General features: G+C 38.6%; 21 protein-coding genes. 8 read left to right on the top strand and 13 right to left on the bottom strand.

Going from position 1 to position 22,886, the window contains the following annotated elements; all coding sequences use genetic code 11:
• Positions 1-2 precede the first annotated feature (2 nt).
• Positions 3-1,751 carry a GMC oxidoreductase gene (locus EHQ31_RS16800; RefSeq protein WP_135572203.1) on the bottom strand — a complete coding sequence of 583 codons (1,749 nt, stop codon included), beginning with the start codon at positions 1,749-1,751 and terminating at the stop codon, positions 3-5.
• Between the two features lie 132 nt (positions 1,752-1,883).
• Between EHQ31_RS16800 and EHQ31_RS16805 the strand changes: the two genes are divergently transcribed.
• A complete protein-coding gene (locus tag EHQ31_RS16805; protein WP_135572205.1) occupies positions 1,884-2,915 on the top strand; it encodes a DUF2804 domain-containing protein in 1,032 nt (343 codons plus the stop codon).
• Positions 2,916-2,924: 9 nt separating this feature from the next.
• Here EHQ31_RS16805 and EHQ31_RS16810 read toward each other — a convergent pair whose 3' ends face one another.
• Positions 2,925-6,011, bottom strand: a complete 3,087-nt coding sequence (locus tag EHQ31_RS16810; RefSeq protein WP_135572207.1) for an efflux RND transporter permease subunit — start codon at positions 6,009-6,011, stop codon at positions 2,925-2,927.
• 66 nt (positions 6,012-6,077) lie between these two features.
• A complete protein-coding gene (locus tag EHQ31_RS16815; protein WP_135572209.1) occupies positions 6,078-6,749 on the bottom strand; it encodes a DsbA family oxidoreductase in 672 nt (223 codons plus the stop codon).
• A gap of 52 nt (positions 6,750-6,801) precedes the next feature.
• On the opposite strand from EHQ31_RS16815, the gene EHQ31_RS16820 reads away from it, so the two are divergent.
• Complete coding sequence (locus EHQ31_RS16820) at positions 6,802-7,986, top strand: Acg family FMN-binding oxidoreductase (protein ID WP_135572211.1); 1,185 nt, start codon at positions 6,802-6,804, stop codon at positions 7,984-7,986.
• On the opposite strand, the gene EHQ31_RS16825 is transcribed toward EHQ31_RS16820, so the two are convergent.
• From EHQ31_RS16825 to EHQ31_RS16840, 4 genes are read right to left on the bottom strand one after another with little or no spacing between them, the layout of a single operon-like run.
• Positions 7,983-8,783: an EAL domain-containing protein gene (locus EHQ31_RS16825; RefSeq protein WP_208652792.1), complete on the bottom strand. Its 801-nt coding sequence runs from the start codon at positions 8,781-8,783 to the stop codon at positions 7,983-7,985. The two genes, EHQ31_RS16820 and EHQ31_RS16825, sit on opposite strands and share 4 nt — an antisense overlap.
• A 56-nt stretch (positions 8,784-8,839) precedes the next feature.
• A complete protein-coding gene (locus EHQ31_RS16830) occupies positions 8,840-9,826 on the bottom strand; it encodes a sulfite exporter TauE/SafE family protein (RefSeq protein ID WP_135572213.1) in 987 nt (328 codons plus the stop codon).
• Between the two features lie 5 nt (positions 9,827-9,831).
• Entirely contained in the window at positions 9,832-10,404 is a 573-nt protein-coding gene (locus EHQ31_RS16835) for an LIC12231 family lipoprotein (protein ID WP_135572215.1), read from the bottom strand.
• Positions 10,385-10,825: a hypothetical protein gene (locus EHQ31_RS16840; RefSeq protein ID WP_135572217.1), complete on the bottom strand. Its 441-nt coding sequence runs from the start codon at positions 10,823-10,825 to the stop codon at positions 10,385-10,387. Before EHQ31_RS16840 ends, EHQ31_RS16835 begins: the two co-directional genes overlap by 20 nt.
• 150 nt (positions 10,826-10,975) lie before the next feature.
• Between EHQ31_RS16840 and EHQ31_RS16845 the strand changes: the two genes are divergently transcribed.
• Positions 10,976-11,389 carry a hypothetical protein gene (locus EHQ31_RS16845; protein WP_135572219.1) on the top strand — a complete coding sequence of 138 codons (414 nt, stop codon included), beginning with the start codon at positions 10,976-10,978 and terminating at the stop codon, positions 11,387-11,389.
• Here the strand turns inward: EHQ31_RS16845 and EHQ31_RS16850 are convergent.
• A complete protein-coding gene (locus EHQ31_RS16850; protein WP_135572221.1) occupies positions 11,374-12,210 on the bottom strand; it encodes a YihY/virulence factor BrkB family protein in 837 nt (278 codons plus the stop codon). The two genes, EHQ31_RS16845 and EHQ31_RS16850, sit on opposite strands and share 16 nt — an antisense overlap.
• Positions 12,211-12,320: 110 nt before the next feature.
• Between EHQ31_RS16850 and EHQ31_RS18835 the strand changes: the two genes are divergently transcribed.
• Genes EHQ31_RS18835 through EHQ31_RS16865 form a run of 4 tightly spaced genes read left to right on the top strand, consistent with a single transcriptional unit; the run spans position 12,321 to position 15,865 of the window.
• The gene (locus EHQ31_RS18835) at positions 12,321-12,482 is read left to right on the top strand and encodes a hypothetical protein (RefSeq protein WP_004786402.1); all 162 of its coding nucleotides are present in this window, start codon (positions 12,321-12,323) and stop codon (positions 12,480-12,482) included.
• Between the two features lie 49 nt (positions 12,483-12,531).
• A complete protein-coding gene (locus tag EHQ31_RS16855; RefSeq protein ID WP_135572223.1) occupies positions 12,532-14,472 on the top strand; it encodes an ABC-F family ATP-binding cassette domain-containing protein in 1,941 nt (646 codons plus the stop codon).
• The gene (locus tag EHQ31_RS16860) at positions 14,472-14,813 is read left to right on the top strand and encodes a rhodanese-like domain-containing protein (RefSeq protein ID WP_135572225.1); all 342 of its coding nucleotides are present in this window, start codon (positions 14,472-14,474) and stop codon (positions 14,811-14,813) included. The genes EHQ31_RS16855 and EHQ31_RS16860 overlap by 1 nt, the downstream gene beginning before the upstream one ends.
• 2 nt (positions 14,814-14,815) lie before the next feature.
• Complete coding sequence (locus EHQ31_RS16865; RefSeq protein WP_135572228.1) at positions 14,816-15,865, top strand: 3-deoxy-7-phosphoheptulonate synthase; 1,050 nt, start codon at positions 14,816-14,818, stop codon at positions 15,863-15,865.
• 3 nt (positions 15,866-15,868) lie between these two features.
• Here EHQ31_RS16865 and panB read toward each other — a convergent pair whose 3' ends face one another.
• From panB to EHQ31_RS16880, 3 genes are read right to left on the bottom strand one after another with little or no spacing between them, the layout of a single operon-like run.
• On the bottom strand, positions 15,869-16,675 hold the full coding sequence (panB, locus tag EHQ31_RS16870) for a 3-methyl-2-oxobutanoate hydroxymethyltransferase (protein WP_135572230.1): 807 nt from the start codon (positions 16,673-16,675) through the stop codon (positions 15,869-15,871).
• On the bottom strand, positions 16,650-17,123 hold the full coding sequence (gene folK, locus EHQ31_RS16875) for a 2-amino-4-hydroxy-6-hydroxymethyldihydropteridine diphosphokinase (RefSeq protein WP_135572232.1): 474 nt from the start codon (positions 17,121-17,123) through the stop codon (positions 16,650-16,652). Before folK ends, panB begins: the two co-directional genes overlap by 26 nt.
• Positions 17,124-17,127: 4 nt before the next feature.
• Positions 17,128-17,991, bottom strand: coding sequence for an ATP-binding protein (locus EHQ31_RS16880; RefSeq protein WP_167481670.1), 864 nt, complete (start codon positions 17,989-17,991; stop codon positions 17,128-17,130).
• Positions 17,992-18,224: 233 nt separating this feature from the next.
• On the opposite strand from EHQ31_RS16880, the gene fcpA reads away from it, so the two are divergent.
• Positions 18,225-19,127 carry a flagellar coiling protein FcpA gene (fcpA, locus tag EHQ31_RS16885; protein WP_135572236.1) on the top strand — a complete coding sequence of 301 codons (903 nt, stop codon included), beginning with the start codon at positions 18,225-18,227 and terminating at the stop codon, positions 19,125-19,127.
• A 157-nt stretch (positions 19,128-19,284) separates the two neighbouring features.
• Here fcpA and EHQ31_RS16890 read toward each other — a convergent pair whose 3' ends face one another.
• Both EHQ31_RS16890 and EHQ31_RS16895 read right to left on the bottom strand, forming a co-directional pair.
• Positions 19,285-21,828 (bottom strand): ABC transporter permease, encoded by a 2,544-nt coding sequence (locus EHQ31_RS16890; protein ID WP_135572238.1) that lies wholly within the window; start codon positions 21,826-21,828, stop codon positions 19,285-19,287.
• On the bottom strand, positions 21,825-22,601 hold the full coding sequence (locus tag EHQ31_RS16895; protein ID WP_135572240.1) for an ABC transporter ATP-binding protein: 777 nt from the start codon (positions 22,599-22,601) through the stop codon (positions 21,825-21,827). Before EHQ31_RS16895 ends, EHQ31_RS16890 begins: the two co-directional genes overlap by 4 nt.
• Positions 22,602-22,886: the final 285 nt, after the last annotated feature.

Here is a 22,886-nt window from a genome sequence, read left to right on the forward strand (position 1 = left end):
GGTTATGATACGCGTTTCCTCACAGAAGTCGATTTTTTAACAGAAGATTTTTTAGGGACCGCTCCAAGGATCTTATCGAAACCTTTTTTGGTTTCAAATGTTAAAAATTGAGTGGCCACTTTGTCTTTCGTCGGCACAAAACTCATAGCACGTTCGGATAGGGCTGTGATGGTCAAACTTGGATTCACTCCTAAGTTTACAGTAAGCATGGATGCATCACAAACTCGTAAGTTCTCATATCCATAAACTTTGTTTTCCAAATCGATCACACCACGTTCTGAAGAATCAGCCACAATACAACCGCCCATAATATGTCCAGTGACTGGTGCGCTCAGTAGTGTATCATTTAAGGAACTTCTGGGAATTCCACCCACAATTTCTGCCAATTTCCTTGTGAAAGCATTGGCGATCGGAATGTAAGTTGGTGTAGGTTCGCCAGTGGAAAGAGCGGAAGTGATGGTTCTTTGGAAAGGCCAAATGATTCTTCTTTTACGTACAAGTCGTACGCTATTGTCAACCGTTTGCATAACAAGTAAGATGATCGAATTTTTTGCAAATCCAACTGGGTTATGTGCTTTTAAAAAATAAATGGGATGGCGAAGCATAGTCCAAAAAAATTTAAGAGGTCTTGGAAACTTTCCTCCTCCATCAGTCATCACACTCGCAAGAACACCAAAAAAATCTGAACCTTTGGAATAACGAACCGGCTCAATATGCGTATTTTCGTCAGGATGGACCGAAGAGGTAATGGCAATTCCCCGCGAATAATCCGCACCTTTACTCGCTGGAACTGTGACTGGAAGTACGGTTTCACTATTCGTTCGAACCGTATCACCTAACTTTTCAGATAACCGAATCATTTTGTTTTCTTGTTGCATTTTAAGAAGTAAGCCAACCGTTCCCATTACTCCGGCAGACAAAACCACTTGCTGTGAACGAAACTTTCTTTTCGGATAACCAAACCAACCTGTCGTACTGTTAGTTTCCAATTCATATCCAAACTCACCACTTGCCTCTGGATCAGGTAGGCCTTTTTCATTGAGAGGGATTAGAGAAGTAACTTTGGTTTCTGGAAGGATGACAGCACCTAACTTTTCTGCTAAGAATAAATAGTTTTTATCTAAAGTGTTTTTTGCATTATGGCGGCAACCCACCATACAACCACCACAGAAATTACAAGGATCACGATCGGGTCCATCACCTCCAAAAAATGGGTCTTTAGGATCTTTTTTGTTTCCAAAGTAAATTCCTACAGGAGTTCTTCGAAAAGTATTTTCTTTGCCAAATGTTTTTGCTGTTTCTAAAAGCAGTTGGTCTGGTTCCCAAAGTTGTGGGTTTTCTGTCACACCTAACATGTGCTTAGCAACATCATAATATGGTAATAGAGCCTTTTCCCCACCCATTTGGGAATACAAAGGTGAATTTAATACTTTGGAAGAAGGAACATACAAGGTACATGCATACACCAAGGAACCACCTCCCACACCAGATCCACTTACTAGTAAAAAATCATTGAGCAAATTGATTCTTTGAATTCCATAAAAACCTAACTTGGGCATCCATAAATATTTTCGAAGGCTCCAATTGGTTTTGGGAAAGTCGGTAGATTTCCATCTTTTTCCAGATTCTATCACTAAAACTTTATAACCTTTTTGTGATAACCTGTAAGCAGAAACAGAACCGCCAAAGCCGGAACCGACTATAATAAAGTCATAATCAAAATTTTGTTCTTTTGGAATGGATGGACTCATGGTTCGTTTTTCCTTGTTTATGCTGGGTAAGCGAAACCGAGTCTGCAAAGGAATTCGATTTCTGTCAATTCGCTCTTATCGAATCTGATAAAAACTTCTAGCCGAAAGTATTAAATCCTTTTAAATCGGTTCATGCCTGAGATTAAAAAACAAATCCCACTACTCAATACCGATGGAACCCTCACAGAGGAAGGTTGGGCAAGGTCACCTCTATGGACCTATAATCGCGAAAATATTGCAGCATCTGCATTAAGAATCAAAGAATGGGACTACTACTCTATTTTATCGCCTTCAAAAGATTTTGGAATAACAATCACTGCATCTGACTTAGGTTATGCGGGGCTTTTTGCCATTTGTTTTTTGGATTTCAAAAAAGGAATATTCAAACAAATTGATACCCTTTCTGTATTACCTCTTGGTAAAACTGGATTCCCACTTGTGAATCATACTGGAGTCGTTCAATTTGAGGACAAAAAACTTCGTATCCGTTTTGAAACGATACCTGGGAAAAGAATATTAGAATTTGAATCTAAGTCTTTTGAAGCTCCAGATGGAGGCAAAGGAATCCAAGGTAAAATTGAACTGAATGAACCAAAAATGGATTCCATGAATATCGCAACTTCCTGGAAAGAAAACAGAAAGGCATTTTATTATAATACCAAAATCAATTGTATGCCAGCAACTGGCCAAGTACAGGTGGGAAATACTAGTTATCAATTTGATTCCCAAAAAGATTTTGGTGCATTGGATTGGGGACGTGGAGTTTGGACTTATAAAAATAGATGGTATTGGGGTTCCGTATCCGCATGGTTAGATGGAAAACCTTTTGGACTCAACTTAGGATATGGGTTTACTGATAGGACTCCTGCTTCAGAAAACGTCATCTTTTACGATGGCAAAATTCATAAACTAGATGAAGTAAATTTTATCATCGATACCAAAAACTATATGGCACCTTGGAAATTCACTTCCAATAACAATCGTTTAGAATTGGATTTTACACCTATTGTGGATCGAAGTTCCTATATGAATTTTTTAGTGATCAAAACAGTCCAACACCAGGTGTTTGGAAAATTTAATGGAACAGTGGTTTTGGATGATGGAAAAAAACTAAAACTTGAGAACATCCTCGGTTTTGCCGAAGACGTTCTGAATCATTACTAAAAATAGATCTTAACTTCTTTTCTTTAGTTTGTAATAAGCCGAGAAACTAGCGGGGATAAAGATAAGGGATCCAAAAGTTCCAAATCCAAGTCCCCATGCTAATGACAATGTCATTGGAATGAGAAGCGGATCTGATCCACCTATCGCGTATGCTGTGGGAATCATACCTGCCATCGTTGTCATGGTTGTCACTAAAATTGGCCGGAACCTTTCCGAAGAGGCAGTAACCAAAGACTCATACAAACCTTCGCCTTTTGCTTGGAATTCTTGAATTGTATCTACAAGTACAATCGAAGCATTCACAATCACTCCAGCAAGACCAATGATTCCAATCATGGCAAGAAAACTTAAAGCCTTTCCTGAAATCAAAAATCCAAACACTACACCAACAAAACCAAGTGGTATGGAAAGAAGAATGAGTATAGGTTTTTTAATGCTATTGAAGATGATTGCGAGGATGGCAAAAATTCCAAAAAGGGCAAGCACTCCGGCAACCAAAAGGGATACCATTGATTTTGCTGTCTCTTCTTGTTCTCCTCTAAATTTGATTTTATATCCTGGATATTTTTTGCCAATGTTTCCAAATTCATTTACAATTTTACTATTTACGATAGAGGAACTTGTGATTGCTTCGTTTACATCTGCTAGAACCGTAATTGCTTTTTCATAATCATTATGATATAATGCTTCGATTCCTTGGACTGTAGTTTTAGTTGTCACCGCAGTAATCGGCGTTAGAAGGCCAAATTTGTTTGAAATTTGAATGGAATCTAAATCTTCAACTCCATCTCGAAATCTGTCATCGTTTTGAATAATGATTCGAACTTCGTCTTTACCTTTACGTAAGTTAGATGCCTCTAAACCTTCCATCGCTGTACGAACATAATACGCAGTAATTTCCGTATCGATTCCAGTAATGGCTGAGGCCGTATCTTTTACTCGAATTTGAATTTCTTCTCTACCCGGTTTGTAATCATCGTTGATATTGATGACACCTTCTTGTTTTCTAAGAAAATCTTGCATCTCATTGGATATTTGTTTTAGGATTTTATAATCTCTACCTTCTATCGCAACAGTGACGGCAGCCCCAATAGGAGGACCATTGACCACCAAATCCACCATCACAGAAACCGCATTCGGTAGTTTTTTTAGATCAGGTTCCAATTCACCAAAAATTTCCTGAGCAGTTCGTTTCCTTTCTGTTTCTGGAACAAGAATGATTTGTGCCATTCCTAACTGTTCCCCAATCCGAGTTAATGGATCGGTAGGATCAGTTTGTTGGATTCCAATTTTTAAAATAATACTTTGTACTTCCTTTTTAGGAATTTTATCCAAAATTGGTTGGAAGTATTGCAGTTGTTTTGCGGTCTCTTGCGCCGAAAAATCAGGAGGAAATTCCGCACGGACCATCACATAATCAATTCCTTCCTTGGGGAATAAATTGAAATTCATTAGCCCTACGAGCCCGCAGGAAGATAGAAAAACAATGAGAATGGAACCAAGAGTTAGAAATGGACGATTCACAACACGAGTAATAAAACGCGTAAATCCAGATTTTAACGCCTCAAATCCATTTTCTAGAACAGTGCGAAATTTTTCTCTATGTTTCGAACGTTTTTTTACCTCATGAGAAGTAAACTGTGCATAACGCACGGGAAGTAGTAAAAAGGATTCAAATAATGATAAAGTCAAAGCGACAATGACCATAAATGGAATTTGCCAAATGAATTTACCCATAATTCCAGACATAAATGCCATAGGTAAAAATGCAGCCACCGTGGTTAAATAAGATCCTATGATCGGAACAAACAATTCACTAGCACCTAGAACCGCAGCTTCCCTTGAATCAATTTTTCTGGATCTATGTTTGTAGATATTTTCTGAAATGATGATGCTATTATCTACGAGCATCCCCAAAGAGATGATGATTCCGAGCATCGATACTAAATTGAATGATACATCAAAGATAGGAAATGCAATGGTTGTTGCAAATAATGTTAGTGGCAATGAAAGACTTGTGAGTAACGAATCTTTAAAACTAAAAAAGAGAATGAGAACTACCACAACCAAAAATAAACCTTGCAAAGAGTTGGTGATCACAACATCCAAACGTTTGATGGCACGTGCCCCTTCATTATTTAATTCTGTAAATTGAATGTTCGCAGGTATTTGTTTTTTTAATTCGTTAATTCGTTCCTGAACAGCTTGTACGGTACGAATAATATCAGCACTGTCCTTTTTAATGATTTGCAAAACATAAGCTGGTTCGCCGTTTACAATAGCAATCACCCTAGGTCTTTCATAAGTGTCTTTTACATTTGCAACTTGGGATAATAAAATTGTATTTCCAGTTTCATTAGAACGAATAGGAATATTTTTAATATCATTGATTTCGTTAATTTCTCCAGTCACACGAATGTCTTGGGTAATCGGTCGCAAAAAAGAGCCAGCAGGAACACTGATATTTCGTTTCGAAATAGCGTTGATAATATCAGAAAATCCAAGTGTATATCGTTTTTTTAACTCGGGATCAACACGTATGCGCCATTCTTCTTTTCTTTTACCAAAAGCATCCACACGAGAAACACCTGTTACTTTGCGCATTTCATCTTCGATGAACCTACCCATTTCCTGAAGTTCCATTTCATCCATAGCACCGTGGATCGCAATTTCTAACACGGGAAAGTTGGAACTTTTTTGTTCTGTAACAATAGGACGATCTTTCACTTGAATTGGTAAATTGGTAACACGATCAACGGCACGTCTGATATCGTTGACAACACCATCGGGGTTATTGTGTTCTAAATCAATTTTGATACTGATATCGGATTCAGAGTTTCGGGAAATGGAACGAACCGAATCTAATCCTTCTACTTCGCGTAACTTCTCTTCGATGGGAATGGTAACTTTTTTTTCTACATCCACAGGGCTTGCCCCAGGATACACGGTGAGAACTCGCACTTGGCGAAAGTTCACTCGGGGAAATGCTTCCCGTTTCATCGATAAAACGGAAATCATTCCCGCAAGGAACAAAAAGATAAAAACCAAATTAGCAACTAATGGTTTATAGACGAAGAAATGTATAATTTTTTTCATAAATAGATTACGGTTAGAATCAATCTAAAAATCTTGAAGGTTGGGTCAAGATGAAACGTTAATTTATCAACTTGGTTTTTCTGATTCTCGTTCTTTTAATACAGTCTCAATGACTTCTACAAAAACAGAAGGATCTTGTGCCCCACTCACAGCATACTTACCGCCAATAATAAAGTAAGGAACGCCACTAATTCCATTTTGATGGTAATAAGAAATCTCTTGTCGGATATTTTCTTTGAGTTCTGGGTTTTCAAAAATGGCATCAAATTTGGTGCGATCTTTATAAATCGGCTCTGCTACTTTCCAAATCACTTCCTTGTTTGTGAGGTCTTTACCTTCAGTAAAGTTTGCTGCAAAAAACAAATCTACGAGTTTTGCCTGTTCTTCTAAAGTCGAAAGTCCCGCAACCAGTGCGTGTAAAATGAGGGTATTGGTAGCTTTGGGGATGGCTTCAAACTGAAAAGGAATGCCTACCGATTTACCAATTTCTGTCAAACGTTGCCAAGCACCATCCAACCGGTCCAAACTTCCAAATTTTTGTGTTAGGTGTTCTTTGTAATCAATCCCAGATTCAGGAATTTCTGGCGAAAGTTGGAAAGGTCTCCATCGAACTTGGGGATCTATTTTGTTTCCAACAGTCTGGAGAGCCAACTCTAGTTTCTTTTTTCCTACATAACACCAGGGGCAAGCTACATCGGACACGATATCAATGGAAAAAGGTTCAGAGTTGGTTGACATTTTATATTAGACTCCTATCCAATTAAGGTATAAAACCATAAATGGAAAAATAATGAAGCTCACAAGAAAAAGTTTTCTCTGGAACAGTTTGGCATCTGGCGCTCTTGTGTCACTCTCCACATTGCAAAATAATTTATATGCTTATAGTGGTACGGATTCAATTCTCCATAGAAAAGACCCCCTCAATTTTGCAGAGTCCCTCGGTTTAACCAAGCCACTAGAGCAGATCCTTGTCACAGCTCTCCTGGCACCCAATTCCCATAATTCGCAACCTTGGAAAATAAAAAAGGTTTCCGATTCGGAATTTTTACTTTTTGGCGATAAAGAGAAACAACTTTTAGAAATCGATTCTCTCAATCGGCAATTTTTCCACACACAAGGTTGTTTTTTGGAACTTGCTCATTTAACAGCCGATAAACTAATGTTCGATACAAAAATCACCTACTTTCCAAAAGGCAAACCCGGACCAAAAACCTTTGCCAATTTGCCCGTAGCAAAATTTGAAATTTTCCCCAAATCTAAATGTGTTCATGATTTTTTATTTGCAGGTGTTCCTAACCGCAGAATGAATCGTTCCGTATATTCTGGTAATTTAATTTCAAAGGAAGAATTAGAAGACTTAAAAATGTTAATGGGTCCCACGAAACATAAATTACTCTTCGTAAATGATCCAAAACAATTAGAATCCATACTTCCTATTTTGGATGCGGCCTTTGCGATGGAAACCAATCGCACCATATCCAATGAACTGAATCGAAAATGGTTTCGAATTTCAAAAGAAGACATTTATACAAAACGAGACGGACTCACATTAGAAGGAAATGGACTTTCAGGAATCAAACTTTGGTTTGCTAAAACATTCTTTGTAGATCTATCGAAAGAATCATGGCATTCAGAATCTGCAAGAGAAGCAGGAATTCAAATGTTCCAAAAGCAAGTGTATTCTTCTAAGGCTCTTGTATTATTCATCACGGAAGGTTCTGATGAAGAAAGAACTTGGATAGAAACGGGTCGGGATTTTATGCGTCTCACTTTGGCTTGTGCGGTCAGAGAAATTGCCTTTCACACCATGAACCAAGCTGTGGAAGATTATCCTGAAAGTCGCCAGTTCACCAAACAACTAAAAACGATCCTTGGCCTAAAACCAAAAGAACAAATCCAATTGATAGCAAGGATGGGTAGAAGTTCGTACGAATACAATTCCCCTAGACGTGAATTAAGTAGTTTCTTAATTTAAAGAGTAGGAAAAACCACTTCACCAACAGATTCAAAGGCTGGTTTGGAAAACAAATACCCTTGGTAGAGAGAAATTCCCATATCTACCAATACTTTCAATTCATCGGTAGTCTCTACACCTTCGGCTATCACTGCGATTCCAATTTCCTGACAAACATTCGCAATGGCTTTGGTTAATTTTTGAGCTACAGAATTGGTATGGATGTTTCGGATAAGTTCCATATCTAACTTAATGAGGTCAGGTTGGAATTTTGCGAGTAAATTGAGTCCAGAGTAACCGGAGCCAAAATCATCAATGGCAGTCAAAAATCCATATTCTTGGTAAGTTTTAAAAATATTGATGATATGGTCATGGTCTAGTACTTCTTCCCCTTCTGTTAATTCAAACACCAATCGATTCAAAGGAAATTGGTATTCCTTACTAGCTTCGAGAGTCGTGCGGATACAAGTTTCTGGTTGGTAAACAGCATTAGGCAAAAAGTTAATATTCAAATAAGATGGAATCCCTATTTGACTTGCGAGTTGGATGGCTTTGATTCGGCAAGCTTGGTCAAACTGGTATCTGTTAGTTGAATTTACTTTCGAAAGAATGGAATAAGCGGATTCGCCATTAATTCCACGCACCAGTGCTTCATGTGAATAAATGGTTTTCTGATTCCAATCAACGATTGGTTGGAAAGCCATTGTAAAAGAAAAATCTAGACCTGCCCCGTTACGACATTCCGCACAACTGTATTTTTTGGGAACTTTACCACTTGGGGTATCGATTAACTGTGCTTCAGGAAAACTTGGTCTCATCTTTTTCGGTTACCCAATTTAGACGATATACTAAAGATTGCAACGAGTTTTATTAACTAAAATTTTGGAAGTTTACCAACCAAATACCAACCCACAACTAAAAACTGAAAGAAGGCCGTGACCAATAATATTGTGTAAGGTTTTGCTTTTACAGCTTTCAACGAACCAATCCTTGCTCCAAAAATCCCACCAAAACTTCCAATGAGGGCGAGTTCCCAATGTAATTTTCCTAATAAAAGAAATTGGACTGTTGTTCCAAAGGAAGTAAGGAAGATTCCTAAAAATGATGTAGCTACAGCCTCGACTGGACTCATACGAAAATGATAAACAAATAATGGAACAGCGAGGAATCCTCCGCCTATTCCAAATAAAGAAGAAAACAAACCAAAAAATATTCCAGTAACAAGAACAATGATAGCTGACTTTGCCGTAAAAGAAAATGATTCCAATTGATTTTCGTTAGTTTTCAAATCAGTTGCCACTTGAGAATTGGTATTTTGATTTGATAAAGACGAACTAGACCCAACCTTTGAAACTGAATCTGAAATTTGTGACTGAACTTCTACCGATTGAAAGTATTTCCTTCTTCTCTTTAAAGCAGTAACCATATTATATATCGCAAGGATTCCTAAAAAAACAGTGAATACAATTAAGTATATAAACTCAGATAAAGGAATTCCATTATACAGCTGTTTGCCGAGTTCGGTATCTTCAAATCTTCCAAATGCATAAGCGGTGTACTGTGCCGCAGGAATGGAGGTGACAAGTAACAAAAACCCTTGTTTCCATCGTATCTTATCATTTTTGTAATACACATAAAGGCCTGACAATGCAGATACAGGCATCTGCGCAAGAGATACAGCGACTGCTTGAACAGCAGTTAAATGAAAGAAACTATGAAAAAAGGGAGTGTAAATAAATCCACCCCCGAGTCCCAAAAAGGAAGCTAAGTATCCAACAAAAAATCCAACCCCAAATACAACAATGATCCCGGGCCAAAAGCCCCAAACAAAATCATTGTATATTTGGAAATATAAGTCCAAAGAGATTAAAAATGCTGCTTTGCATCCTCAAAAAACTTGAATGTCATTCTCTCAAATACCTCACGTTCTGTGGCCGTTTCAAAATTATACCAAGAAATTGGGATAAATAGTAACCACTGCGCATAATTTCTAAAGATATGATATTCATAGGTTCCCACTTTTTTTCCATCTTTATAAAGTAGGTATTGTACATCATACCCGTCTTGAGTGGACCATGCAGGGAGTAAAGTTGCAGTCAAAGTAGAAATTCCGAGAAACACAGTTGCCTCAGGAGACGGTGAACGGTAGTTAACCTTTACATTGACTAAATACCCAGATTTAGGTACATCCACACCTTCGACAGTATTTTTAAAACGAGTTTTGTTTTGAAAATAATTTTTTAAGGCTTCTCTTCCGCCTAAATTCATTTGAGGAAAGGTAGGAAGAACATAAACAAAGTTAGAATCGTTTGTTTTTTCTTCTGCTGGAAGCGGAAGAATTTTAGGATGATCTTTATAACTGACCAAACAATTAGTGAATATAATAAATAAAGGGAAAAGTATTCCGATTTTAAAAACTTTAGTTCTGGCTGTGGTCATGTAATCCGTCCTCATCATGTCTTCTTTCTAATTCTTCGTATAATTCTTCTTGGTCTTCAGTAAAAAACAGTTCAAACCCAATTCGTAAACAAACGGGATCATCCTCAATAGAAACATTGCTAGGTAAAATTAAATTCATTACATAAAATGTATTCGATTCTGCTTCTTCTAAAAAGACTTCTGTAGCATCCCACTCATCAAATTCTTCTACACCGGGTTTACGAAATTCTTTTAAAATTTCATCGAATGGTTCTGTTATGTAGTTAAATTCACCTGATTCACTATCAATGATAAACTGAATATGGTGGCAACCAGGCCCTTCTTCTTCTAATGGACTTAATACCAAACTACCACAAGCAGGGCAATGTATAACGGGATCGATGGCTCCACTCGGCCAATTGATATTGATGGTTTCGATCATTTTGCAAACCTCAAGTCCCCATCCTATTGGGTCTCATTCTTAGGGAAACTGGAATTTGTTTTTCTCTGTAAAAAACCAATTAAATCTTCGAATGGAAAAGTTAGATAGAATTTGCAATAAAAACGATGTTTTATTTCTATCATAAAAGAAATGGGAATCACTGCCGAATACCAATCCGCATTCACTTCTAGTTTTCATGAATTTTTTGGAAATGCTAAAGATGTGGGTTGGGAACTTTACCATTTAAGTTCTGAACCTGATAATGATTTTCCCAGTTGGTTGACCTTTACCATCAGAAATCCGTTAGGTGGAAGAGCTTTAGTATTTCGCTATCATCACCAAGAGAACAAATTTTATGCCCATCTCAAGGTCCAAGTCATTCCAGGAGAAGAAAACTGGAGTTTAGACCAGTTATTTCATAAAAAAGGATACACAGATCTCGATGCTGATGATATCCTTTCTTCCGGTGGAGAGTGGCTCTTTTTTTCGCTCGCTCGCCACTACTTCGGAATTATCATATCGTTCTGTCCACGGATTCTAGAGCCCGATTATTTTTTAGACTGAGATTTTTTATTCCGGTCATCAGCAAGGACTTGGTTCCATAAAAATCCCCAAATAAAAAATGTTGAGTTAATATATGTGTATAACATGAGAACTACCATTTTAGAAATCAGATCGTAGGCTAAGGAATAATTCACACCTACGTTTTTCATTTTTAAATAAAACTGAAATCCAAAACTCATTCCCAGTACCAAAAGCGAGGCAAAAATGGCACCCGGTAAATTTTCTTTTAAAGTAGTTTTTGCTTTGGTAATATAAGCATAATAGAATGTAAAAAGTCCAATGCTATAGGGTAAAATAATGAGTGAGACAGATAAATAAGGATGGTTTCGAAAAAAACCAAATCGAAACTTTTGAAACAACAGTCGTTCCGCTTGCACCATCCCATAAGTTAAATAAAAATACAAAACAAGTAAAACAAGAGAAATTACAAGCAAACGAAAGTTAATCCACTGAGAAGATATAAAACCAACTTTGGTTTCATCTCGAGAGATAAACCTAAGAGCTTTGGATATGGTTCCAAAAATCGTTAAACTAGAAAAAAAGGAAATCGCAATACTGAGCGCAATTACATTATAACTCTTAACTTTTGTTAGATTTTCGACACTTTTGTCTATGGGTTGGAAGATGGGTGCAGGTAAAAATTTTCCAATTTGATCCGTCATCAAATTGATGGTTTTTGGATCTTGCAAAAGTCCAAGTAAGGTCACAAAAACAACGAGAAGTGGAAAAAGCGTGAGAAGAAAAGTAAAGGAAAGTTCCGAAGCAAGTCCGTGGACATCATATAGGTAAACTTCGCTGAAAAATCGTCGGAGTCGTTTCATGCGGTCAATTTACAACTTGTCTGTATTTTTGTCTTATTTTTCTTGCAGTCTCATTTAGCAAGGAAACCCTGGAAGAATCTCAGTGACGTACCTAAAAGGGGAAAACTTCCATGTCAGAAGAAAAAGAAAAGAAAAACAAAAAAATCGCGAAAATGACGGTAGCTGAAATTGATGCAGCCATCAAAAAGTCAGTGGAAACTATGAACGGCGAATCTAGCCTTTATGTGAAACACCTTCGCGAAAGAAAAGAGGAACTTCTAGCCAAAAAATAAGGTTAGTCCCTCCTAAATCCCCGCCGATTGGCGGGTTTTCACAAGCGCATTGATCCAATTCATCCAAATCCATCAACACTTTGGCCCCAAAGTCCTCTTTGAGGGTTTCAGTTGGCATATCAAACCTGGGTGCCGGGTTGCTATCGTTGGGCCCAACGGTTCTGGAAAAACTACTCTTTTCCAAATGGCCGCAGGAAAGATGAAACCCGAATCTGGGGAAGTCATTCGTTCCAAAAATACCGTCCTTTCCCTTTTCCAACAGATCCCCGAATTTAACCCGGAAACTTCTGTCATCGAAACCGTCCTCGATGAAAACAAACTTTATGCAGAATACGATGGGAAACGAAAACTCATCGAATCCAAATTCGAAACGATAAGTCACGATGATCCTGCTTTTGAGGAACTCCTCCACGATCAAAGTGATTTGGAAGAATTTGCCCACTTACACGACTTACACGGTCTTGAAGCTCGTGCCAAAAAAATTCTATCGGGACTTGGATTTTCTACGGCCGACTTCCAGAGAAAAACCAAAGAGTTTTCACCCGGTTACCACCACCGCATCGGTCTTGCCATTGCCCTTCTCAATCCACATAATTTATTACTTTTGGATGAACCCACTAACCATTTGGATGACAAAACCAAATCTTGGTTAGCTGACTTTCTGGTATCCCAGAACCAAGCCTTTGTGTTAGTAACACATGATCCTGAATTTTTAAACCAAACAGTGGATACCATCATTGAAATCAATCCTCATGGAACGTTTGAGTTCCAAGGAAGTTTGGAAGAATTTTTTGAAGCCAAAAATGAAATCCAAGAACAACTCAAAGCCCAATTCGCAAAAGAAGAAAGTTATCTAAAAAGCCGTATGGAATGGGTGGAACGATTTCGTGCCCAAGCGACCAAAGCAAGACAAGTCCAATCGGTGATCAAACGATTGGAAAAAAGAGACAAACTAGACAATCCAGAAGAATCCTTTTGGAACCAAAAACCAGACTACCAATTCCAATTTCTTCCTTCGAGTAATATCATCCTTCGTTTAGAAAATGCTTCCTTCTCGTATCCAGATAAAAATACGGGTGTGAAAAAAACTATATTTGAAAATGCAGAAATTGAAATTTCAGCGGGCGACAAAGTGGCGCTCGTTGGCCCGAATGGAGCCGGAAAATCAACTCTCATGCGTTGCCTTTTAGAAAGGCATAAGTTGGATTCTGGTTCTCTCTATTATGGCCCAAAAACTAAACTTGGATATTTTTCCCAAACACATGGGGAAGACCTGGATGAATCACTAAACCTAGTCGAAACTGTAATTAAAAAATACCCCGAACTGAGTGAAGAAAGGGCAAGAACCCTTCTTGGACATTTTGCCTTTCCTGGAGATGGAGTTTTTAAATCCGTAAAACACTTGTCTGGTGGTGAACAGAGTCGACTCCGATTGGCACTCCTTGTCAACCATCCTTCCAATTGTTTATTTTTGGATGAACCAACAAACCACTTGGATATCGTAATTCGGGAAGCGGTCAAACGGGCTCTCATTGATTTTCCGGGAAGCCTACTCATCATTAGCCACGATCCTGATTTTATGAAAGGACTTTGTAACCGCACCTTCCAACTCTCAGGTGGAGTGTTACAAAATCTAAATTGTAGTTTTGATGACTACCTCAAGTTCCATAAAGAAGACGAGACGGAATCCCCGGCCCAAAATTCCGCTGCCAAATCTAAATTTGAGGAAAAAAAGACCAATCCGCAAGCCAGCAAAAACAAACGAAAAAAATTAGAGAAAGAAATTTCCGAATTGGAAGTCCAAATAGAAAGACTGGAAAAAAATAAAAAGGACAAAGAAGAACTTTTACAGGATCCTGAGTTCTTTAAAAACAGAAGTTTTCAGTTGGAAATGGACACTTATAACGATATTAAAAGAGAGATAACCCTCCTTACGAAACGTTGGGAGGATGTAACGATAGAACTAGAGGAAATGGGCGGAGTCACATAATGGTACCGGAAATCGATGTAGTCAGTTTTAAAAAACGTCTAGATGCGCGTGCAGAAGGCAAAGATGATTTTTTTGTATTGGATGTAAGAAACCCAAATGAACAACAAATTGCTTTGGTTCCTGGCACAGACAAACTCATTCCCGTAAGCGAACTTGCGGCCCGAATTGAGGAAATCAAAAGTCAAATTGATAAAGAAATTTTAGTGTACTGTCGTTCCGGTGGAAGGTCAGGAATGGCCTGTGGAATTTTAGCCCAAGCTGGATTTAAATCCTATAAAAACGTAGCCGGAGGAACTTTAGCTTATTCCGATTTAGTCGATCCTTCCATGCAAAAGTATTAATTATGAAACCTACAGCCAATTTAAGAATTTTAGAACAACATAGTCTCATCCCACCGTCGGTCATCATTGAAGAACTTCCGTTAACTGATGCTGCCTCTGAAGTGGTTGTCCGCACCAGAAGTGAAATTTCTGATATCATACACGGAAAAGACAATAAACGTATGTTAGTTGTCGTGGGACCATGTTCTGTTCATGACATTGGTGCCGTAATGGAATATGCATCCAAACTCAAACCAAAAATTGAAGAGTTCAAAAATGAACTTCTCATAGTGATGCGAGTGTATTTTGAAAAACCAAGAACCACTGTCGGTTGGAAAGGACTCATTAACGATCCTGATTTAGATGGATCTTTTCATATCAATAAAGGGCTCCAATTGGCCCGTAAACTTTTATTAGACCTTAACAATATGGGAATCCCTTGTGGGACCGAATTTTTGGATGTAATTTCCCCGCAGTACATTGCAGACTTAGTGGCTTGGGGTGCCATTGGTGCCAGAACCACAGAAAGCCAAGTCCACAGGGAACTAGCCTCAGGACTTTCTGCTCCCATTGGTTTTAAAAATGGAACCGATGGAAATGTTCAGATCGCTGTGGACGCCATTCGATCGGCAAGTTCTAGTCATCATTTTCTTTCTGTTACTAACCAAGGAAGTAGTGCGATCTTTCGAACCGCAGGAAACAAAGACACTCATGTGATTTTACGTGGGGGAAACAAAGGACCTAACTTTGATGAGGCGTCAGTCAATGAACTAGGTGCACAAATTGAAAAAGCAGGCCTTCCGGCTAAAGTGATGATCGATTGTTCTCATGGAAATAGCCAAAAAGATTTTCGCAAACAACCAGCTGTGATTGATGCTGTAGCAGAACAATTTGCACAAGGCAGCAAACATATCCTAGGTGTGATGATCGAAAGTCATTTGAAAGAAGGAAACCAGTCCATTGATGCGAAACCTCTGACCTATGGTCAGTCCATCACAGATGCTTGTGTTTCTTGGGAAACAACGGTTCCTATGTTCGAACGTTTGGCAGAAGCTGCTAGAAAGAGAAAATAAAGTTTAAGTATCTGAAAAAACGTGGGCATCCGATGGATACTCACGTTTCGTAACTTCGCGGTGATACAAATTCACTGCATCCTTTACCGCCCCGCTGAGATTCCCAAACTTCTTCAAAAACTTAGGATGAAAGTCTTCATTGAGACCCAGTAAATCCTGCATCACAAGCACTTGGCCCGAAGTGTATTTTCCGGCTCCTATCCCAATCGTTGGAATGCGAATGGATTCTGTGATTTCTTTTCCGAGAGATTCGGGAACCATTTCGAGTAACAAGGCAAAGGCGCCTGCTTCGGCAAGTTCTCTGGATTTACGAACCATTTTGGAACGAGCGGCCTCTGTTTTTCCTTGGACACGGTGTCCACCAAGAGTGTGAACCGATTGTGGTGTGAGACCCAAATGAGCAAAAACCGGAATTCCTGATTCTGTCATTCGTTTTGTGAGTTCGATGATAAAATCGGAATCCCCTTCTAGTTTTACACAAGAAGCATTGGTTTCTTTTAAAACACGGCCTGCAGAACGAATCCCGTCTTCAATGGATGTTTGGTAAGATAAAAACGGCAGATCAGCGATAATGGTTTTGTCGGGTGCTCCCTTACAAACCGCTTTTGTATGATAGATGATTTCATCTAAAGTAACAGGTAGTGTGGAATGATTTCCTTGGATCACCATTCCGAGAGAATCACCTACTAGGAGGCAATCCACTTCGGTTCTGTTGAAAAGAGTGGCAAAGGTATAATCGTAACAAGTGATGACAGAGATAGGTTCTCCCGCATCGTATTTTTTTTTATACTGTAGAATAATGTTTTTCATGGTTTAGTTCCAAATAGAGCGCATACACTCCAATTTCTCCCATATCTGTTAACAACTGTTTGATGAATGGTCTTGTATAAAGCGAATGGTGAGGCAAGTGTAAAAAATCAGTTTTCATTACAACCGCTTCGTAGGTAAGAATATCGATATCGATTTCTCTTGGGCCCTTCCAAGACCTACGTTTCCTCCCCAGTTTGTCTTCAATGGCTTGGAGGGAATCAAGCAAACAAGGAAGAGTGAAAGCTGAAGATACCATTACCTTTAAAATTTGATTTAAAAAATAAGGTTGGTTTGTATTTTCTAGTGGGGCCGTTTCCAATCGTTCGGATTGTTTTAAAATTTGCACTTCTGGTAAGGTAGAAATTTCCCAAATTGCCTGGTCCATAAAATGGTGCCTGTCACCGATGTTCGAACCCAGAGACAAAAAGGCAATATTGGAATATTTCATAATCTTACCTCTTTACAAACTTAGTGCGATAATCGGGACACTTGAGTTCAATTTCTTTGGTCATTTCCATAAGCCGCGAATAAATTCTACCTTGGCCTCGGTCTCTCCACTCTATGAGCGAATGGTTCGAAGTCAGGAGAGTGAGTTTTTCTTGTTCATAACGACTGTCGATGAGATCGTATAACTTTCGATTGTTGAATTCGGATTCCTTTTGGACACCGAAGTCATCAATGATGAGAACATCAACATTGGCGAATTCTCTTTCGATGGAACGTTCTTGTCCATGAGTTTCGCTATCAGACTGGTAAGTATCACGAATGGCAGACAAAAAGTCTTTATTCACCTTAGCATACTTACACGTAATCCCGTATCGAAAAATGAGTTCGTTTAAAATCACACATGCAAGAAGTGTTTTTCCAGACCCTGTCCCACCCCAAAGATAAAACCCCTGCGGAGTGAAATCTGCATTTTTAAATTTATGAACGAGTTCGTTTGCCCAGTCGTGAGCAATGATAAAAGACATATCAGGGTCGCTTGCAGTGTCACCAATGTCGATTGTAGACAAAAATTGGAATCGATACCGTGCCGGAATGTTTGCTTTTTCGACTAAATTCTCTAGGTTGCGAAGGGAAAACCTTGCATTATGACAAACACAAGGGAGCATTTTGTCCACCTTCCTGTCAAAAGTCATAAAGGGAGCTTGCCCTTTCGACTCACAAGTGTTACAGTCACTGCCAATACAATGGCAAAGAACCAAAGCCCCAGAACGTGAGCCACGAACATGCTCTGCTAAGGTAATTCCGACCCCGCCACAGGTTTTACACTGCGGATTTCCGTCTCGGATGGAAGTAATTTCGGATAAATTCATCTCCAAGGAGCAATCTTCTCGAATTCTCTAAGCTGTCAAGGAATGAGATTTTTTAGGAGAATTAGGACTTATGTCTCTTTAAACCAAAGAGAATCGAAAGAAAAAGTTCACAATTAGGTTTTTTTCCGTATTAATTCGTTATTATTGACTCTTGCCATTCCGATACTTTCATTGAAGAAATAGATAAACCTATTTGTTCAAAATATTGAAAGAGACAAAAGGGTCACACGACTATGAAGATTATTAAGTATCTCCTTATTCTCCAACTGGTGTCCGGCTTCAGTGTGCTTTTCGCACAAACTCAGCCTGCTAACGCTCAAGAAAGCCAAGCGGCTAAAGACCAAGTCGACGAACTTCTCAAAGGCGAGCTCGTTCCTGAAAACGACGATGCGGAACTCACAGAAGACCAAAAAAAGAGAAAGAAAGAAATTATGGAACAGGAATCTCTTTGGAAGAATCCTGATTATAAAGGGTATAACAAAACTTTCCAAGAGTTACACCAACTTTCTAAAACTTTCGCCAACAACCAATTCCGTTTGGCTCTTTCTAACTACCAATCTGGTGTAAATACCATTATGAAAAATAGAGATTGGGTGGAACAATTCCGCAAAGAAGAAGCGGAAAAGAAACGTTTAGATGAAAAATGGTACTGGCAAAAAGTAGATCGTAAATCTAGAGAAGAACGAGTTGTTTACCGCGAAAAAATGAAAGCGAAACAAGAAGCTCTTAACTACTTCTCTAAATCGATCAACCACCTTGATGAAATTAAAAACCCTGATTTAAGAGAAAGACCTGAGTTTAAAAGACTTCTTTCTGATGTTTATCGTTCTTGGGTAATGGCTGAGTATGACCTTCAAAACCTACCTCAGTGTATCCCAATTCTTGAACTTTACATCGAAATCGATGACAACGAGAAAGAATACCCTGCTCACAAGTATCTTGCAAGTGCATATAGCTTCGAAGAAAACATGATCAAAAAGACAAAAGGTCCAGATGATATGCTCTTCAAGTATCGTTACAAAAAGAACGTTCACTTATTACGTGCAACCGAGTTAAAATATGGAAAAGATTCTCCTGAATACAAACATATTGTTAACGTAATCAACCGAGATGAGGTTATTTCGGTAGCACAATAATCCCGAAAACATCTCTTTCAATGAGAAAGCCCGGCTTAACACTCCGGGCTTTTTTGTTTGGATGAAGAAAGAAAAACTGTCTTAATTTAATCTTTCATCTATACATAACAATAGAACTCATACATATAGGGTCAAATTCATACACCAAACCCTCTCTTTATTTGATTTCCTTTAACACTGTTTTCGTTGGCATTCGAAAGAAACTAAAAAGTCCTAAGGCATACAAACTCACAGTCACTAAACAAATTCCTAAAAACACTAAACTCAGTTGACCGTAAGGATAAACACTTCTTAATTCCAAAACTGACCGATTGAGAACTTCATTTGCTACAACGGAATATATTAATCCGAGTAAAAATGAAATCACAGAAACAAGCAATGCTTCACGCAGGAAATGTTTTACCATAAAACGACTGTTCGCACCAATGACTCGTAAAAGGGCAAACTCCCGTTTTCTTTCGGATTGGCTGGCATATAACGTTGTAAATACGAGAACAAAGGAAGCTGCTAAGATAAAAGCAGTCATAAGAGCCATCATTTGAGTGACTTTTTCCAAAATTCCCATAAAGGCTTGGATGGTTTTTTCTGTGTCGATCACTGTGATGTTCGGAAACCGATTCACAATGACCTTTTGTAATTGGTATCTGCTTTCCCCAGAATCAATGAGTAAGGAAACAATATAAAAACGCGGAGCCTTTTCCAAAATACCTTTGGAAAATAAAACCACAAAGTTTGGTTTCATATCCGCCCAGTTCACTGAACGTAAATTAGTGATTTTTCCTGAAACTTCTCGACCTTGGACATTGAAGGTCAGTTCGTCGCCCACTCCCGCCTGCAAATACCCGGCAAAATCCCTTTCTACGGAAATTTCATTGCGTCCTGAATTGTCCCACCAGGAACCTTTGGTCACTTCTTCTGTATCATACATCTCATCCCGATAGGACAAAAAGTATTCCCGAGTCCTTGCGGTGGCGCGCCAATTCCGATCCATTGCGTTTTTGATCGTATCTTCTTTTTTGATGGGTTCTCCATTGACTTTGGAAAGCCTTGCTCCAATGACAGGAGCCAAAAACTGTTTATCCACTGGAAAGGTCTTAATCGCCGTTAGTAGGTCCTCTTTCTGAGTTTCTCGGATATCTAATAAAAACATATTGGGCCTACGTTCTATCTCACGAGCACCGCTTAGTTCGAGTAAACTCTCTTGTAAAATAAGAGATAAGGTGAGAATGAACAGTGCCGATCCAAGTCCGATAATAGAAAGCCTAAGTGCTCCCGATTTACGAGTGACTTTTTTTGTCACAAGGCTCCATTCTTTGGATAACCATCCTAGTTTTGATATTTTTGTGATAAAAAAGCCAAGAAATATGTACAATCCGTACACAAGAACCGGTAACGTTAACAATACCAATGTAAAGAGGATTCCTTTAAAGAAACTTTCTGTTTCGAGGACAGCAAGACTGGTAAACAAAACATAAATCAAAAGGAAAGATCCAAATTGCCATTTGGATGTGGAAAGTTTTCCACTAGTTTGTGATTCCACTTCTTTTAAAGCAGCCAGTGGTTTCACAGATCTTGTTTCTAAGACAAGAGGAATGGAAATAAGAAGTGGAAGGATCACTCCCAACACCAAACTCCAAAGTATGGAAGAAAAAGAAAGTCCAAAGACAATTCCAGATTCTACCGTCATGAGTCCACTGATATCCGGTAAGATGGATTGGATTCCATACCCAAGGGCAAGGCCAAGTGTAGTTCCGAAAATCGAAAGAATGAAAATCTCTGCAAAAACCAAAAGTAAAATCACGTTTGGTTTGGCACCAAGGCACATAAGAATGGCGATTTCGTTTCGTTTTTCGAGTAACCTCGTTCTCACTGCTGTATAAACTGAAATGGCTCCTAAAAAGAATCCCGCCAAAGCAAGGAGTGCCATATAATCAAATGTGTTTTTGATAAACTGTTGGGACCCGGAATTAACTTCTGTATTGTGATAAATGGTTAAATCTTCTTTAATCAGGGCTTCAAACTCTTTGTCCTTCCAACCCAAACTGTCTACAGTATCTGGAAATTTCGCATAAATGGTATAACGAATCCTACTTCCTCGTTGGACAAGCCCTGTCCTGTTTGCCGTATCTCTTAAAATGATGGAACCGGGAGCAGATCCAACAAAGGAACCCACAGCACCTGGTTCTTTTACCACAAAACCAGCTAACACAAGTAAACTATCACCCAAACGTACTCGGTCACCGATTTTAAGTTTTAAGTTTTCTACGAGAGATTTATCGAGTAAAACTTGGTTTGGTTTTAAATTGCGATAAGCGGCTTCTGGTTCGGTTTTCATTTCCCCGTAGAAAGGGTAATTGGTTTCTACCGCTTTGATAAAACTTAGCGAGTTTTCCTCCCCCGATTCATTGGAAATCATGGATAGAAACTGGATGGAAGCACTGGTCTCGGAACCCTTCGGGAGGGTTGTTTTTACCAAATTTTCTGCTGTTTTTGTGATTTCTTGGGGGGATTGGAGGGCAATATCGGCCCCCATGATCGATTTTGCCTCTCTTTTTATAGCATTCGCTGTATTGTCTTTGTAGGAATGAATTCCGATCACCGATCCCACACCAAGGGTGATGGACACAACGATAAGCAGTGAATACCGAAAACGAGAAAAAAGCTCACGTTTTAGATAAAAACGAAATAAAGAAACTTTCATCGACTGACCTTCTTAGAACCAATAGTCGTTTTATTTTGTTTGGTGGTCTTTTTTGTAGTCAGTTTTTTAGAAGAACCGGAAGTAGATTTTGTTTTATTCCTAAAATCAGAAATAATTTCCCCGTCTCTCATTTCTAAAACACGATCGGCCAGTTTTGCCACATCAGGATCATGTGTGACCACAACAAGAGTGGTGCCTTGTTCTTTGTTTCTATATAACAAAAGATCTAAAACAGTTTTACTATTTTTAAAATCCAAATTAGCAGTTGGTTCATCTGCAAAAATAATCTTTGGATCATTCACAAAACTTCTTGCAATGGCAATTCTTTGTTCTTCACCACCTGACAATTGTTTTGGGAAGTGAGTGGCTCTGTGAGACATAGACACAGATTCCAATATTTTTTCTGATTTTTTTAAAATCTCTGCCTCAGTGAGTGAGGATTTTAAGTACAATGGAATTCCAACATTCTCAATGGCATTGAGGCCAGGAAGCAATTGGAAGTTTTGAAAGATAAAACCTATTTTGTCTGCACGTAAATCAGCTAAATTAGATTCATTTTCCTTTGTTACATCAGTTCCATCCAGTGCTACAACTCCAATATCAGGTTTATCTAGACCGGCCGCTACACCAAGTAGTGTTGATTTGCCTGAACCAGATGGGCCTATAATCGCTACAAATTCACCCGTTTCAATGCGAAATGAAATATTTTTCAACACATCAATCGTTTCCGATTCATTGTGAAATGATTTGAACACATTTTTAAATTCCAACACTAGGTTTTTCCCCCAAAGATTTTATCGCCTAACAAAAAAGACATGACTAATAACGGGCATTTACCAGAAAAAATACCACCTAACAGCGATTTTTCAATTTTTTCCATAACAGTTATAATTTTTTTAATTTTCATTTTCGTTCCAACTATATTGCACCGATCAGAAAAAATTCTGACAAATTTTTACTTATCTTTTTGAGCGTACATCCTAATTTTTTTTGACCCCAAAGGGCTGGTTTCATATAAAGTAACTTCATCGTAGTGTTTGCCCGATCCCCTTTTTTGG

Origin of the sequence: Leptospira montravelensis (assembly GCF_004770045.1) — a bacterium.
Taxonomy (GTDB): Bacteria; Spirochaetota; Leptospiria; order Leptospirales; family Leptospiraceae; genus Leptospira_A; species Leptospira_A montravelensis.

Bases quoted from the DNA above. Each gene is read 5' to 3' on its own strand.
- panB (WP_135572230.1), bottom strand. From the start codon at position 16,675: ATGAAAAACATTATTCTACAGTATAAAAAAAAATACGATGCGGGAGAA.
- EHQ31_RS16860 (WP_135572225.1), top strand. From the start codon at position 14,472: ATGGTACCGGAAATCGATGTAGTCAGTTTTAAAAAACGTCTAGATGCG.
- EHQ31_RS16865 (WP_135572228.1), top strand. From the start codon at position 14,816: ATGAAACCTACAGCCAATTTAAGAATTTTAGAACAACATAGTCTCATC.
- EHQ31_RS16845 (WP_135572219.1), top strand. From the start codon at position 10,976: ATGGGAATCACTGCCGAATACCAATCCGCATTCACTTCTAGTTTTCAT.
- folK (WP_135572232.1), bottom strand. From the start codon at position 17,123: ATGAAATATTCCAATATTGCCTTTTTGTCTCTGGGTTCGAACATCGGT.
- EHQ31_RS16810 (WP_135572207.1), bottom strand. From the start codon at position 6,011: ATGAAAAAAATTATACATTTCTTCGTCTATAAACCATTAGTTGCTAAT.
- fcpA (WP_135572236.1), top strand. From the start codon at position 18,225: ATGAAGATTATTAAGTATCTCCTTATTCTCCAACTGGTGTCCGGCTTC.
- EHQ31_RS16820 (WP_135572211.1), top strand. From the start codon at position 6,802: ATGAAGCTCACAAGAAAAAGTTTTCTCTGGAACAGTTTGGCATCTGGC.
- EHQ31_RS16805 (WP_135572205.1), top strand. From the start codon at position 1,884: ATGCCTGAGATTAAAAAACAAATCCCACTACTCAATACCGATGGAACC.
- EHQ31_RS18835 (WP_004786402.1), top strand. From the start codon at position 12,321: ATGTCAGAAGAAAAAGAAAAGAAAAACAAAAAAATCGCGAAAATGACG.
- EHQ31_RS16835 (WP_135572215.1), bottom strand. From the start codon at position 10,404: ATGACCACAGCCAGAACTAAAGTTTTTAAAATCGGAATACTTTTCCCT.
- EHQ31_RS16840 (WP_135572217.1), bottom strand. From the start codon at position 10,825: ATGATCGAAACCATCAATATCAATTGGCCGAGTGGAGCCATCGATCCC.
- EHQ31_RS16880 (WP_167481670.1), bottom strand. From the start codon at position 17,991: ATGAATTTATCCGAAATTACTTCCATCCGAGACGGAAATCCGCAGTGT.
- EHQ31_RS16800 (WP_135572203.1), bottom strand. From the start codon at position 1,751: ATGAGTCCATCCATTCCAAAAGAACAAAATTTTGATTATGACTTTATT.
- EHQ31_RS16815 (WP_135572209.1), bottom strand. From the start codon at position 6,749: ATGTCAACCAACTCTGAACCTTTTTCCATTGATATCGTGTCCGATGTA.
- EHQ31_RS16850 (WP_135572221.1), bottom strand. From the start codon at position 12,210: ATGAAACGACTCCGACGATTTTTCAGCGAAGTTTACCTATATGATGTC.
- EHQ31_RS16825 (WP_208652792.1), bottom strand. From the start codon at position 8,783: ATGAGACCAAGTTTTCCTGAAGCACAGTTAATCGATACCCCAAGTGGT.
- EHQ31_RS16890 (WP_135572238.1), bottom strand. From the start codon at position 21,828: ATGAAAGTTTCTTTATTTCGTTTTTATCTAAAACGTGAGCTTTTTTCT.